Source organism: Subtercola boreus (assembly GCF_006716115.1).
In the GTDB taxonomy this organism is placed as follows: domain Bacteria; phylum Actinomycetota; class Actinomycetes; order Actinomycetales; family Microbacteriaceae; genus Subtercola; species Subtercola boreus.
On record NZ_VFOO01000001.1, the window covers coordinates 3,729,674 to 3,742,736 of the forward strand.

Sequence of the window (13,063 nt, forward strand, 5' to 3'; positions counted from 1 at the left end):
TGGGGAGCCGGGAGTGTGGCGCGGTGGCGTGTCAGCCCGCGACGATGGTGTCGCCCGAGACCGTCAGAGAGACGGGGGTGAGGCCCTTCTGGGCGGGCCCCCTCGTCACGTCACCGGTCGCCAGTTCGAAGGTCGACCCGTGGCAGGGGCACGCGAAGTCCGTCTTCGCGAATGCCACGGCGCAGCCCTGGTGCGGGCAGACCGAGCTGAACGCGACCACGGTGCCGGCGGTGGGCTGCGCGACGAGGATCTCCTGGCCGTCGAACGTGACCGTCGTGGCCTGGCCGACCGGCACGTCGGCGAGCTTTGCGATCTCCGCCCCGCCCCCTGCAGCGGAACCGGATGCCGCACCGCTCGGTGCCGTCGCAGAACCGGTCGTCGACCCCGTGGCAGCGCTGCCGCCCGACGTCGACGCGCCGGAGTCCGCCCCGCCCGTGCTGCAGGCGGCCAGCAGAAGGGTGCCGGCACCGACCACTCCCGTGGTTCCGGCGGTGAGGATGACGCGGCGGGTGACGGTCTTGTTCTCGGTCATGATGCTCCTGTTCGTACTGCGAGACGAGGGTGACTTGAGATACTGCTACCCGTACCTACGAGAACGCCCGGCGATCGGTTCACCATCGGGTGAACTTTTCTGAAGGTCATCTCGTATACAACAGTGCCAGAGGGAAACGGGAGGTGCGGCCATGGACGACCAGGCCACTCTGCTCCGCGAACTCCACGACCAGCACGCCCCCGCACTGCTGCGTTTCGTGGTGCGCCTGACGAACGACCGCCAGCTCGCGGAGGACGTGGTGCAGGAGACCCTGTTCCGTGCCTGGCGGAACCCCCGGGTGCTGCAGAACGCCGGCGTCTCCCCGCAGTCCTGGCTGTTCACCGTGGCGCGCAACCTCGTGATCGACGACTGGCGGAGCGCGCGGTCGCGCAACGAGATCGGCACCGACACCGTTCCGGAACGGGCATCCGCCGACCACACCGACCAGGTGCTCGAGGCGTGGCTGGTCTCCGAGGCGATCAGTGGGCTCTCCACGCCGCACCGGGAGGTTCTCGTGCATTCGTTCTACGGCCAGAAGACGGTCGCCGAGATCGGTGCCCTCCTCGGCATCCCGGAGGGCACGGTGAAGTCGCGGTTGCACTATGCGCTCCGTGCGGTCAGGCTCTCCCTGCAGGAGAAGGGGGTGACGAGATGAGTGCGAACGACGAAGGCTGGGCCGGTGGGGGTCGGGTCGATGAGCCCAGCGATCGCTTCCGCGACTGGGATGCCGCGTACGTGCTCGGCTCCCTCACGCCGGCGGAGCGTCACGAGTACGAGCAGCACCTGGCTGGCTGCGCCGGATGTCGCGCGGCGCTCGCCGACCTCGCCGGCATGCCGGGCCTCCTCGCCACGGTGTCGCCCGCGGAGGCGCTCGGCCTTCTCGACGAACCGGTGAGGGCGACCCCGTCGCCCACGCTCCTGCCCGCTCTGATCGCCCGGGCCGGTCGCGCGCGTCGGCGCCGACGCCTGTTCCAGGCTGTGGGCGCCCTGGCGGTGGCGGCAGCGGTCGCGGTGGCCCTCGTGGTCTCGTTCCAGACGCAGTCGCCCTCCTCGGTGCAGTCGCTCCCCGGGTCGACGGCTCCGTCCGGGCAGTCGGCGGATGACCGGCTGACGTTCACGGCTGAAGTGCAGAGTCCGCTGAGCGCTGTCGCTGTGCTGGGCGAGGAGCCGTGGGGCACCCGCATCGACTGGACCTGCACCTACGAGGGCCAGGCCGGTGACGGCGTCGAACGGAACTACGCGATGCTGGTCACGGACCGCACCGGGCAGGCCACGCAGGTCGCGTCGTGGATGTCGGGCCCGGGTACGACCGCGACGCCGACCGCCACCACGAGCATCCGGCGGTCGGACATCGCGGCCGTCTCGATCGTCTCGGGTGAGACGGGCACGGTGCTGCTGCGGTCGGTGCTGAAGAACGCGGGCTGAAGAACGCGGGCGGAGGAACGCGGGCTGACGCCTCAGGCGGGTTCCGGCACCGGCCAGGCCACACCGTTCACCACGGAGAGCGACCACCGGGCGGCGGCGTCGTCGTCCAGCAGGTGGCTGATGACGCAGTGCCCGGCGTTCGAGATCGATTCGATGGGCCCGCCGCTCAGCACAGAGAGGGTGAGCCGGATGAGCGTGCCGTGCGCCACGACGATGATGCGTGCCCCCGGGTTCCGGGCGACGACCCCGCGGAGTGCGATGGAGGCCCGTGCGGCGACCTCCTCCTCGGTCTCGGCCTCGAGGAATCCGCCCGGGATGCGGAGGGCACGGAGTTCGTCGCCGTCCTGCATGCCCTCGGCCCGGCCGTAGTGGCGCTCGACAAGCTCGGGGATCTGGCCGGTGACTTCGAGGCCGAGCTCGTGAGCGATGATCTCCGCGCTCTCCCGGGCGCGGGACAGCGGTGAGCACACCACGAAATCCCACTCCTGGTCGCGGAGCAGCGCGGCCGTGGCCCGGACCTGTGCCCGGCCGGTGTCGTTCAGGGGAACATCCGATCGACCCTGGATGCGCCGCTCCGCGTTCCAGTCGGTTTCCCCGTGACGGACGAGCGCAAGAGTGGTGGCATTCACCCACCCATTGTCCCACTTCTGGCGCGGACGGTGGAGGGCGTGGGCTCAGAAGAGGCCCCACTCGAGATCGTCCACGACCCGGCCGTACTCCGGGTCGTCGGTGAACGGGAACGCCTGGGCCAGGGGCCGCGCGCGGATCGTCGCCTGCTGCAGATCGTCGGAGCTCTCGGGGAGGTCGGCGGGTGGATCGGGTGTGGCGGACACAGTGCCCCCAGACGGCAGGCTCTTCGGATCCGGTCGGATCCTGGCGGCCGGGGTCTGGGGCGCGCTTTCGCTAGAACGCTAACACCGGGCCGCCAGCAGGGCCAGTGGAGCCGAAGGCCTTGACGGGAGTCAGAGGATGATGTCCCGGTTGACGACCTGCGCCGCCACCTGGCTGAGCGGGAGGCCCCGGGTTCGGGCGTGCGTGCGCAGGCGGGTGAACGCCTCATTCATGTCGATCGAGCGCGACTGGGCGATCACGCCTTTCGCCTGCTCGATCACCACCCTGCTGTCGAGGGCGCGCTGCAGCTGCTCGCGGGCCACCTCGCTCTGGCGGAGCGTACGCTCGTGCACGATGCCGATCGTGGCCATGTCGGCCAGGGCCTGGGCGGCTGCCGCGTCTTCATGGTTCAGCGGGCCGGTGCTCTCACGGAACAGGTTGAGGGCCCCCATGGTGAAGCCCCGCAACCGGAGCGGAACGGCGTGCACCGACAGGAAGCCCTGCTCGAGCGCGCCTTCGCGGAAAACGTTCCACTCCGTGCGCATCTCGCGGATGTCCGGGATGGAGACGACCTTTCCTGTCTCGTAGCAGGTGACGCATGGGCCGAGGCCGGCACGCAGCTGCAGGATCTCGAGCAGCCTGCTGCGCTCACTCGTCGCGGCGACGACTTCGAGCACGTCGTCCTCGTCGGCGAGCAGCAGGCCGGCCGCGGCGGCATCCAGAACGGTGGCGCAGGTGTCGACGAGGTTCTGCAGCAGGTCGACGACGTCGTACCCGACCACGAGAGAGTCGGCCAGCGACACGAAGGTCGAGGCGAGGAGACCTTCCCGCGACGCATCCGTCATCAGCTCTCGGCTCCGAATGCTCCGGGAGAGAAGTCGAGCCGACGGGAGACGACATCATGCGCGACGTCGCGGACGGTGCGCCCCGACGCGAAGGCGTGCGCCCGCAGCAGGAGCAGGGCATCCGGCGCCGGCACGTCGAGCTGGGCGATGATCATCCCCGTCGCCTGGTGCACCTGCTTGCGGGAGAACCCGGGGCTCGGGTCGCCATCGACCTCGAAGGCCTTCGGCGAGTCGTCGGCCAACACCCGGCGGAGCACCTGCCAGGCCGCCAGGCGAGCGAGGGCGGAGACATCGGCGACCTCGGTCTCGGACAGGCCGCGGGGTGTGCTCGAGTACAGATCGACCGAACCGACCTCCAGTTCCCCGAGCGAGAGCGGGAAGGCGAAAAGCGCTCCGATGTCGAACTCGCGGAGGGCCTCCATGAAGGCCGGCCAGCTGGGTCGGGGTTCGGTGGCGACATCCGCGTGGATGACCGGCCGACCGGTCGCGAGGGCGTCCCAGCACGGCCCCTCGCCGAGATCGATCTGCAGTTCGTCGATGCGTGCGACGGCCTCGTCGCTGGCGCAGATCGTGGCTACCCCCAGGCCGCTGCCGATCGTCGAGATGGCGGCACCGGTGACCGGGAGCACGCGGAGGAATGGCCGGCACAGGCTCTTCAGCCCGCCGTGCTCATCCCGCCCCTCATGTGCCGTCGAGATCTCCCGCAGGGCGTCTTCGAAGACTGTACGCTCGACCATCGCTCCCCATCGGCCTGACGCGGTGCCGGGCGCCCGCTTTCCCCCCAGCGTACTCCGCAGCTAGTCTGGAGTCCTACGAGGCATCCGAGGTCGTCTGGCGTCAGGCGGCAGCCGTCTCGGACCCCCGTCCACACCAGAAGCACAGCCAGAGGGAGACCCCATGCCAGAACTCTTGATCGGGCTGCTCGCCTTCATCACCGTGGGAACCGGCATCGTCGGTATCGCGGCCGGGATCGCGATGTTCAAGTCGCCCTACCGCCACTGAGCGACCAGCTTCCCGCGCTCGTGGCGCGGCTGAGGGCCGCGGGGTGCGTCTTCGCCGAAGACGAGGCCGCCCTCCTCCTGGCTGAGGCGCGGGATGCCGACGATCTCGAGGCGATGGTGAGCCGCCGGGTGGAGGGCGATCCGCTCGAGCACATCCTCGGCTGGGCCGAGTTCGCGGGGCTCCGGGTGCGGGTGGATGACCGGGTCTTCGTTCCGCGCCGGCGAACCGGTTTTCTGGCCGCGCTCGCGGTATCGGCGGCGGAGGCGGTGGGTGCGGTTCGCGGCACGGCACCCACCGTGCTCGACCTCTGCTGCGGATCCGGCGCCATCGCGCTCGTCGTGCAGACGCGCCTCCCGGGCGCGCTGGTGTTCGCGGCCGATCTCGATCCCGCAGCCGTGCGAAGCGCGCGCCGGAACCTCGCCCGCCCCGACCGGGTGTTCGAGGGGGACCTGTTCGAGCCGATCCCCCCGGAGCTGGCGGGGCGCTTCGATGTCATCGCCGCGAACACGCCCTACGTTCCCACCGAGGCGCTGGCGCTGATGCCGCCCGAGGCACGCCTGCACGAGGCGCGGCTCGCGCTCGACGGGGGCGGTGACGGGCTCGACGTGCAACGGCGCGTCGCCGCGGACGCCGCCCACTGGCTCGCGCCGGGAGGGCGGTTGCTGGTGGAGGTGAATGCGGCGCAGGTGCCGGAGGCCATCCGCATCTTCACGGCTGCCGGGCTCGACGCTCACGCGGAGAGTTCGGAGGAATTCGAGATCACCGTGGTGGTCGGTAGACTTTCGGACAGTATTTTGCAACACTTCTCAGTGACCACCGCTTTCTGAGAGACTCCTCAGGCAGCTTCCCGGTCGCACATGAATCAACAAGGAAGTTGGTCTCGGATGAGAAGAAAGAATCTGGGCAGGGTGCTCGGCCTCGGGCTGGCTGCGGCTTGCCTCGTCGGTCTGGTGGCGATGCCCGCCACGGCCCAGGCGGCACCCGCCGCAGCGTGGACGCCGAAGGTGGCCCCGCTCAGTACACCGTGGACGGCCGATGTGTCGCCCACGAACGCCCTGCCCGACTATCCTCGCCCGCAGCTCGCCCGGCCGAGCGTCGACAAGCCGAAATGGCTGAGCCTCAACGGTCTCTGGCAGTACGCCGGAACCGACGGCTTCACCCCGCCGGCCTTCGGAAAAGACCTCGCCGGCCAGATCCTGGTGCCGTACCCCACCGAGTCGGCGCTGTCGGGCATCCAGAAGCATGACGAGTTCATGTTCTACCGCAAGACTCTCGACGTTCCGAAGGACTACACGAACCACGACCAGCGCGTGCGGCTGAACTTCGGTGCGGTGAACTACGACGCGACCGTCTACGTGAACGGTACGCAGGTCGCCCGGCACACCGGCGGTTACGACGCCTTCAGTGTCGACATCACGGGCGCGCTCCGCGACAAGGGGCAGCAGGAGATCGTGGTGGCCGTGCATTCGCCGGTCGACGACGCGAACATCCCGGTCGGCAAGCAGCGCAACGACCCCGACGGGATCTTCTACACCGCAGCATCCGGAATCTGGCAGTCGGTCTGGCTCGAGCCGGTGGCGGCGACGAGTGTGGCCAGCTTCACGGCGACACCGGATGTCGCGTCGAGTTCGTTCGCGATCTCCACGACTCTGAACGGCGACCCGTCCCGCGCGAAGCTCACCGTCGATGTCTACGACGGCAAGAAGAAGGTCGCGAGCGGCCGGGCCGACGCCGGTGGCCCGCTGAAGATCACCGTGCCGAAGGCGCACCTCTGGAGCCCCGACGACCCGTTCCTCTACACCTTCAAGGTGAAGCTCGACGGGCAGGGTTCGAACGACGAGTTCGAGAGCTATGCGGGCCTGCGGTCGATCGCGGTCGCGAACGTCGACGGCAAGCAGCGCATCACGCTGAACGGCAAGCCGACCTTCCTGCTCTCGACCCTCGACCAGGGCTACTGGCCCGACGGCATCTACACGGCGCCGACGGATGCTGCGCTGAAGTTCGACATCCAGAAGACGAAGGATCTCGGGTTCAACACGATCCGCAAGCACATCAAGATCGAGCCCGCCCGCTGGTACTACTGGGCCGACAGGCTCGGGCTGATGGTCTGGCAGGACTCGCCGGCACTGCCGACGGGCCGGAACGGCTCGCTCAGCACCGCCGACAAGGCCAACTTCCGCGCCGAGACCGCGACTATGGTCGACCAGCTGAAGAACGTCACGTCGATCATCGGCTGGATCCCGTTCAACGAGGGCTGGGGCCAGTGGAGTGTGCAGGCGGCGTCGGATGTCGGCGCCCAGGTGAAGGCGCAGGATCCGTCCCGGCTCGTGAACGACCGGTCGGGCTCCAACTGCTGCGACACCCCCGGTGACCCGGGAACGGGCGACATCATCGACTGGCACCAGTACCAGGGCCCGGCGCTTCCCGCGCCGGACGCGAAACGGGCATCCATCGACGGTGAGCACGGCGGCCTGACGCTGAGCGTCGAGGGTCACACCTGGCCGACGGCGACCATCAACCCCTACGGGTCGGTCAAGGATGCCGCTGAGCTGAACGACAAGTACGTGGCCAACACGGCCGTGCTTCGCGACCAGGGTGCGCCCTACGGCCTGTCGGGTGCGGTCTACACGCAGATCACGGATGTCGAAGGTGAGCAGAACGGCTTCTTCACCTACGACCGCAAGGTCGAGAAGGTGGACGAGGCGCGCGTTCGCGCCGTGAACCTGCAGGTGATCGCGGCTGGTACCAAGCCGACGCCGCCCGCGCCCCCCGGAACACCCGGGACGGCCGGGGTGGACAACTACCGGTTCAACGAGACGTCGGGCGTGACCGCCGCCGACTCGGTGGGTGCTGCACCGCTCGGCACGAATCCGCTGACGCTCCGGAACGGTGCCGCCTTCGGCCCCGGACTCGACGGCAACGCGCTCGTGCTGAACGGCGTGAACCAGTTCGCCGAGAGCGCGAAGACGCTGATCCCGACCGAGAACACGAACTACAGTGTCTCGGCCTGGGTGAAGCTCAACGCGGCGGGCGATGCGTTCCAGACGGTGGCGAGTGAGGATGGGGACGCGAACAGCGCCTTCTTCCTGCAGTACTCGGGTGCCGACAAACGCTGGGCGTTCAGTTTCGCGAGCGTGCGTGCGCTGGCGAACACGGTCGGCGCACCGGTGCCGGGTAAGTGGTACCACCTGGTGGGCGTGCGGGATGTGACGCACTCGTCGCTGGCGATCTACGTCGACGGGACGCTCTCGGGCAGCGTGGGCATCCTCGGCGGCGGAGACAAGGGAACGGGCAACTTCGAGATCGGCCGCGGCAAGTTCGGCGGCAACCCGGTCGACTACCTCAACGGTTCGGTCGACGGCGCGAAGATCTTCGACCGCGCCCTCTCGGCCCCAGAGGTGGCGGCCCTGACGGCGGCCGGCCCCGGCAAGTAACCGCACCCCCCACCCCACCCCCCACCTCATCGAGTGGGCAGTTTGGGCCTCAAACCTCCGGTTTTAGGGCCCAAACTGCCCACTCGATGGTTTGTGGAGGGGGGGTCAGAGGGGGAGGCGCATGGTGGTGAGGTCGAGCCAGCGGCCGAACTTGATGCCGACCTCGCGCACGGTGCCGCAGTGCTCGAAGCCGAAGGAGGCGTGCAGGCGGATGGATGCCGCGTTCCCGGCTTCGATGTCTGCGACGACCACGTGGTAGTCGCCGGCGCGGGCGCGCTCGATCAGTGCGCCGAGCAGTTCACGGCCGAGGCCCCGGCCGGTCGCGTCTGGGTGGAGATAGATGGAGTCCTCGACAGTGTGACGGAAACCGCTCTTCGTGTGCCACGCGCTGAGGCTGGCATAGCCCAGCAGCTCGTCGCCCTCCACGGCCACCAGCACCGCGAAACCCTGCCGCCGGTGCGACTCCAGCCACCCCGCGCGCTCCGCCAGGTCGACGGGTTCGTCGGTCCAGATCGCGACGGAGTTCTCGATGGCGTCGTTGTGGATCGCGAGGATGGCTGGTAGATCATCCGGAGTCGCGTCTCGAATCTGCATGGTGCCTCCCGCCTGCAACTCTAGGGCGGAGGCCGGCCGAGCGGGATGCGGCCACCCGCCGGGCGGCGGGACGCCGTACATTTGAGGGGCGAGGTCGCGTCGGCCCCGCACGCGAGGAGGTGTGGCGTGGCAGGCAGGAGGTCGAGGCTCGGCGCGCTGTTCCGCCGCAACCGGCTCCCCCTTCTGCCGATCGACTCTGCCGTTGTCGCCCGCGCAGTGGACGAGGGTGTGCTCATCACCCGCCTCGCGCTCACGATGGCCACGAAGAACTTCATCATCGTGGGGTCGATACGGGAGGATCGGGCGTTCGACAGCGAGAGCGCGCGGGTGTTCGTGCGTTCTGAGCTCATCGACCTGGCGCTGGAGCAGGTCAGCTACGCGAGGCGCATGCGCGCAGAGTCCGCGACGCTAGTCGCGAAGAAGCGCAAGTCGGGCACGCAGACCGAGGAGGCGGGTGAGGAGCTGCGGCTGCTGACCCAGCGGCGGGTGACGTATTCGGCGCTGGCCTCTGAACTCACCCGGCTGCGCGGCGTTCCGAGCGTCGTCGACGAGGTCGTCGAGACGGCCAGGGAGAGTGCGTGGAGCGAGGTGCGCGCGAACGTCGAGGGGCGGCTCGACCGGGTGGCGGGTTCTGCGACTGAAGCCGACTACGCGCAGAAGCGGGCGGGGCGAATGATGGCCCTCCGCCACATCGACCTGCAGGCGCTCGGGCGCAACACTCCGGGCCGGGCGGCCCCGAAGCTGCGTTGAGTCGAGTCGACTCAAGTTTTTCGCGAACCCGGGAATGCGGCCCGGGGGTCCTACGTTGACATGAGTCGAGGGCACTCACGTTTCATCAGGAGGACACATGCCTAACACCCCAGACTTCACCGCAGACAACCAGAACGAGGGCAACTCGTTCGACGAGTTCCTGGCGCGCTACCTGCAGGGCGAACGCCAGGCGCAGGCCGGCCGCTCCATCGACATCAGCAGGCTGATGAGCCGCCGCACCCACGAAGTGCTCGCCGAGGCGGGCCGTTTCGCGCTCGAACACGGTCACAGTGAGCTGGATGCCCTGCACATCCTCCGCGTGATCGCGAGCCAGAACCCCGCAGCCGACGCCATCTCGCGCGTGGGAGCTTCGCCGTCGGCGATCGTCGACGCCGCTGAGCAGCGACTGCCGCAGACGACCGGTCGCATCGAGACCGCTCCCGTGCTGACGCAGTCGGCCCAGCGGGCGCTCTTCCACGCATACCAGGTGGCCCGGGCATCCGGCAGCACCTACATCGACCCCGAGCACGTCTTCTTCGCGCTCGTGATCAGCCAGGATTCACCCGCGGGCCAGGTTCTCGCAGCCGCGGGTGTGACGCCTGACGCGCTGCAGGCCGGGATGCGGGAGGGTGTCGGCCAGCCTGCCGACGGCGGAGCAACTGCTCCCGACGCAGGCGGTGCTGAAGCGACATCCGAGACCCCGATGCTCGACCAGTACGGCACCGATCTCACGCAGCTCGCCCGCGACGGCCGGCTCGACCCTGTGATCGGGCGTGCCGACGAGATCGAGCAGACCATCGAGATCCTGTCGCGACGCACCAAGAACAACCCCGTGCTGATCGGCGAGGCCGGCGTCGGCAAGACCGCGATCGTCGAAGGCCTCGCCCAGGCGATCGTGGACGGCGGCGTGCCCGAGGCCCTGCGCGAGAAGCGCGTCGTCTCGCTCGACCTGCCCGCGATGCTCGCCGGTACGCGCTACCGCGGCGACTTCGAGGAACGCCTCACGAAGACGATGGACGAGATCGCGTCGCACCGGGACGAGGTCATCGTGTTCATCGACGAGCTCCACACCGTGGTCGGCGCCGGTGGCGCGGGCGAAGGCGGTATGGATGCCGGCAACATCCTGAAGCCGCGGCTGGCACGCGGAGACCTGCACCTGGTGGGTGCGACCACGCTCAAGGAGTACCGCGGCATCGAGAAGGATGCCGCGCTGGAGCGCCGGTTCCAGCCTGTGCAGGTACCCGAGCCCTCCGTGGAGGACGCGGTGCTGATCCTGTCCGGGCTCCGCGGTGCGTACGAGGAGCACCACGGCGTCACCTACACCGATGAGGCGATCAGGGCATCCGTCGAGCTGTCGGCTCGTTATGTGACCGACCGGTTCCTGCCCGACAAGGCGATCGACCTGATCGACCAGGCCGGCGCGCGGCTGCGGCTCCGCCTCGGCAAGCGGGTGGATGCTTCGGCTCTGCTCGCGCACCTGGCCGAGCTCGAGGGGTCGAAGAACGCGGCCGTCGCCGCCGAGCACTACGAGGAGGCGTCACGGTTGCGTGACGAGATCGAGGGTGTGCACGCAGAGCTCGCGGCCCTCGGATCGCGTGCGAAGGGCTCCGCGGGCGCTGCCGCGTCGTGGGACGTTCCGGAGCTGGCTTCCGAGGCTGACGCCGCGGATGCCGCGGCCGTCGTCGACGAGAAGGAGATCGCTGCCGTGATCTCACGGGCCACGGGCATCCCCGCCTCCCGGCTCACCGAGGTCGATCGCGTGCGGCTCGCAGCCCTCGAAGAGGAGTTGCACGAGCGCGTGATCGGCCAGGACGACGCAGTGACTGTTGTCGCCAAGGCCGTGCGGCGCAATCGGACGGGAATGGGTGACCAGAACCGTCCGGTCGGCAGTTTCCTGTTCCTCGGCCCGACCGGCGTCGGCAAGACCGAACTCGCGAAGACCCTTGCGGGGTCGCTGTTCGGCGACGAGAAGTCGATGCTGCGCTTTGACATGAGCGAGTTCGGCGAGCGGCACACCGTGTCGCGGCTCGTCGGTGCCCCTCCCGGGTACGTCGGCTACGACGAGGCCGGCCAGCTCACGGAGCGCGTGCGCCGGAACCCCTACTCGGTCATCCTGTTCGACGAGATCGAGAAGGCGCACCCCGATGTGTTCAACCTGTTGCTGCAGGTGCTCGACGACGGGCGCCTGACCGACGGGCAGGGACGCACGGTCGACTTCCGCAACACGGTCATCATCATGACGTCGAACCTCGGTTCGGAGTTCCTGGCGAGCCGGGGCGGCGCGATCGGCTTCGTCGCCGACCCGACCGCCGGTGGCGGGTTCGGCAGTGACAAGGCGCTGCGGGATCGGGTCATGGGCAAGCTCCGTGAGGCGATGCGGCCCGAGTTCCTGAACCGGATCGACGAGATCGTGCTGTTCAGGAAGCTCGAGCAGCCGCAGTTGCGTTCGATCGTGCAGCTGCTGCTCGGCGCGACGCGTGCGCGGTTGGCATCGCGTTCGATCATCGTGACGGTGACGGATGCTGCGGTCGACCTGATTGCGGAACACGGCTACGAGCCCGAGTACGGTGCGCGGCCGCTCCGGCGGGTCATCCAGCGCGAGGTCGACGACCAGATCGCGGACCTGCTGGTGACGGGCGCGCTGTCCGACGGCGGCGCGGTGACGGTGGATGCTGTCGCCGGGTCGCTCGTCGCGACGGCTGCCCACGCCGCAGCGGCCGCCCCGCTGGCGGCCTGACCCCCGCGCCGCAGCTCGCCCCTCGCCCCCCTCGCGAAGCCCGGGCCCCCTCACGGGAGCCCGGGCTTCGCTGCGCCCGGTCGCGCCCAGCGGTTGCGCTGCGGTTTGTCGCTTCCGCGGGTGCGCGCGCAGGCGCGGAAGCGACAAACGTGCGCGGAACCGCGCGCGATTCGCCCGCGGCGCCGCGGGGCGGGGTCAGCGCGGAGTGGCGGGCTGCGTCGCCTTGGCGCAGTTGAGCAGGGCGGGGCCGGAGGGGGTGCCGTAGCTGTACTCCCACTGGAGATCCTGGGTGTACCCGGTCGTCGCGACCGTGGCGTCCGCCCCGAGTGAACCGTGCAGCCCCGTGATCTCGGGGGACTGCCGCACCTGCACCAGCAGCGTGTCCGAGGCGCCCGCGGCGATGGCGCTCGAGTTGTAGACGAAGGTCTCGCCTGCTTCGTACGGGTCCGCGGTCGGTTCGAACGACCATCCGTTGCTCGTCGACGACACAGACTCCACGGTGAGCCCGTCGGGCAGGCAGAAGCCGAGCAGGATGCCGACATACTCGCCCGGCGAGCTCGCGGGCAGCTCCGGCAGGCCGGTGAGCGTCAGCACGAACGACAGCACTGACGGATCGGTGCCCTGGATCGGGCCGGACTCCGCGAGCACGAGATCAGCACCGCTTGCGACGGCCGCCGGGGCCGCGACGGCCAGCGCCAGCACGGGCACGCCCCACGCGGCTGTCGCCAGCACGGTGCGTCGGCGGATGTCGCGGGTTGTCGTCGGCTCCATGCGCCAGAGTCTAGCGGGGCACCCCCGCAACCGGTTCCGCTGCGGTTTGTCGCTTCCGCACCCGCGCGCGCACCCGCGCTAGCGACAAACGTGCGCGTAACCGACGAAGTAGGAGCGGGAGGGTGCGCGGCGCGCGAGGGGG

Annotated in this window: 13 protein-coding genes; 6 read left to right on the plus strand and 7 right to left on the minus strand. The window is 69.4% G+C overall.

What is annotated here, in order from left to right:
* Positions 1-31: 31 nt before the first annotated feature.
* Positions 32-532, minus strand: coding sequence for a QcrA and Rieske domain-containing protein (locus FB464_RS17405; protein ID WP_116415908.1), 501 nt, complete (start codon positions 530-532; stop codon positions 32-34).
* A gap of 151 nt (positions 533-683) precedes the next feature.
* On the opposite strand from FB464_RS17405, the gene FB464_RS17410 reads away from it, so the two are divergent.
* Positions 684-1,187 carry a sigma-70 family RNA polymerase sigma factor gene (locus FB464_RS17410; RefSeq protein ID WP_116415907.1) on the plus strand — a complete coding sequence of 168 codons (504 nt, stop codon included), beginning with the start codon at positions 684-686 and terminating at the stop codon, positions 1,185-1,187.
* Entirely contained in the window at positions 1,184-1,957 is a 774-nt protein-coding gene (locus FB464_RS17415) for an anti-sigma factor family protein (RefSeq protein ID WP_116415906.1), read from the plus strand. Before FB464_RS17410 ends, FB464_RS17415 begins: the two co-directional genes overlap by 4 nt.
* 32 nt (positions 1,958-1,989) lie before the next feature.
* Here the strand turns inward: FB464_RS17415 and FB464_RS17420 are convergent, their stop codons facing one another.
* The 4 genes from FB464_RS17420 to FB464_RS17430 form a co-directional block, all read right to left on the minus strand.
* Positions 1,990-2,586 carry a histidine phosphatase family protein gene (locus tag FB464_RS17420; protein WP_116415905.1) on the minus strand — a complete coding sequence of 199 codons (597 nt, stop codon included), beginning with the start codon at positions 2,584-2,586 and terminating at the stop codon, positions 1,990-1,992.
* Between the two features lie 45 nt (positions 2,587-2,631).
* Positions 2,632-2,790, minus strand: a complete 159-nt coding sequence (locus FB464_RS19920) for a hypothetical protein (protein WP_170151985.1) — start codon at positions 2,788-2,790, stop codon at positions 2,632-2,634.
* A 129-nt stretch (positions 2,791-2,919) separates the two neighbouring features.
* The gene (locus FB464_RS17425) at positions 2,920-3,633 is read right to left on the minus strand and encodes a GAF and ANTAR domain-containing protein (protein WP_116415904.1); all 714 of its coding nucleotides are present in this window, start codon (positions 3,631-3,633) and stop codon (positions 2,920-2,922) included.
* On the minus strand, positions 3,633-4,370 hold the full coding sequence (locus FB464_RS17430) for a GAF and ANTAR domain-containing protein (protein WP_116415903.1): 738 nt from the start codon (positions 4,368-4,370) through the stop codon (positions 3,633-3,635). Before FB464_RS17430 ends, FB464_RS17425 begins: the two co-directional genes overlap by 1 nt.
* Before the next feature lie 285 nt (positions 4,371-4,655).
* Here FB464_RS17430 and FB464_RS17435 point away from each other — a divergent pair, with 285 nt between their 5' ends.
* Positions 4,656-5,462 carry a putative protein N(5)-glutamine methyltransferase gene (locus FB464_RS17435; RefSeq protein ID WP_246093125.1) on the plus strand — a complete coding sequence of 269 codons (807 nt, stop codon included), beginning with the start codon at positions 4,656-4,658 and terminating at the stop codon, positions 5,460-5,462.
* Positions 5,463-5,519: 57 nt separating this feature from the next.
* Complete coding sequence (locus FB464_RS17440) at positions 5,520-8,069, plus strand: LamG-like jellyroll fold domain-containing protein (protein ID WP_116415901.1); 2,550 nt, start codon at positions 5,520-5,522, stop codon at positions 8,067-8,069.
* 105 nt (positions 8,070-8,174) lie between these two features.
* Here FB464_RS17440 and FB464_RS17445 read toward each other — a convergent pair whose 3' ends face one another.
* Positions 8,175-8,663 carry a GNAT family N-acetyltransferase gene (locus FB464_RS17445; protein WP_116415900.1) on the minus strand — a complete coding sequence of 163 codons (489 nt, stop codon included), beginning with the start codon at positions 8,661-8,663 and terminating at the stop codon, positions 8,175-8,177.
* Between the two features lie 126 nt (positions 8,664-8,789).
* Between FB464_RS17445 and FB464_RS17450 the strand changes: the two genes are divergently transcribed.
* Together FB464_RS17450 and FB464_RS17455 are read left to right on the plus strand one after the other, a co-directional pair.
* Complete coding sequence (locus tag FB464_RS17450) at positions 8,790-9,413, plus strand: hypothetical protein (RefSeq protein WP_116415899.1); 624 nt, start codon at positions 8,790-8,792, stop codon at positions 9,411-9,413.
* Between the two features lie 97 nt (positions 9,414-9,510).
* A complete protein-coding gene (locus tag FB464_RS17455) occupies positions 9,511-12,150 on the plus strand; it encodes an ATP-dependent Clp protease ATP-binding subunit (RefSeq protein ID WP_116415898.1) in 2,640 nt (879 codons plus the stop codon).
* 195 nt (positions 12,151-12,345) lie between these two features.
* Here FB464_RS17455 and FB464_RS17460 read toward each other — a convergent pair whose 3' ends face one another.
* Complete coding sequence (locus tag FB464_RS17460) at positions 12,346-12,921, minus strand: hypothetical protein (RefSeq protein WP_116415897.1); 576 nt, start codon at positions 12,919-12,921, stop codon at positions 12,346-12,348.
* Positions 12,922-13,063 lie beyond the last annotated feature (142 nt).

Coding starts and splice junctions, on each gene's coding strand:
- FB464_RS17425 (WP_116415904.1), bottom strand. CDS start 3,633: ATGACGGATGCGTCGCGGGAAGGTCTCCTCGCCTCGACCTTCGTGTCG.
- FB464_RS17455 (WP_116415898.1), top strand. CDS start 9,511: ATGCCTAACACCCCAGACTTCACCGCAGACAACCAGAACGAGGGCAAC.
- FB464_RS17410 (WP_116415907.1), top strand. CDS start 684: ATGGACGACCAGGCCACTCTGCTCCGCGAACTCCACGACCAGCACGCC.
- FB464_RS17445 (WP_116415900.1), bottom strand. CDS start 8,663: ATGCAGATTCGAGACGCGACTCCGGATGATCTACCAGCCATCCTCGCG.
- FB464_RS17415 (WP_116415906.1), top strand. CDS start 1,184: ATGAGTGCGAACGACGAAGGCTGGGCCGGTGGGGGTCGGGTCGATGAG.
- FB464_RS17430 (WP_116415903.1), bottom strand. CDS start 4,370: ATGGTCGAGCGTACAGTCTTCGAAGACGCCCTGCGGGAGATCTCGACG.
- FB464_RS17440 (WP_116415901.1), top strand. CDS start 5,520: ATGAGAAGAAAGAATCTGGGCAGGGTGCTCGGCCTCGGGCTGGCTGCG.
- FB464_RS17460 (WP_116415897.1), bottom strand. CDS start 12,921: ATGGAGCCGACGACAACCCGCGACATCCGCCGACGCACCGTGCTGGCG.
- FB464_RS17405 (WP_116415908.1), bottom strand. CDS start 532: ATGACCGAGAACAAGACCGTCACCCGCCGCGTCATCCTCACCGCCGGA.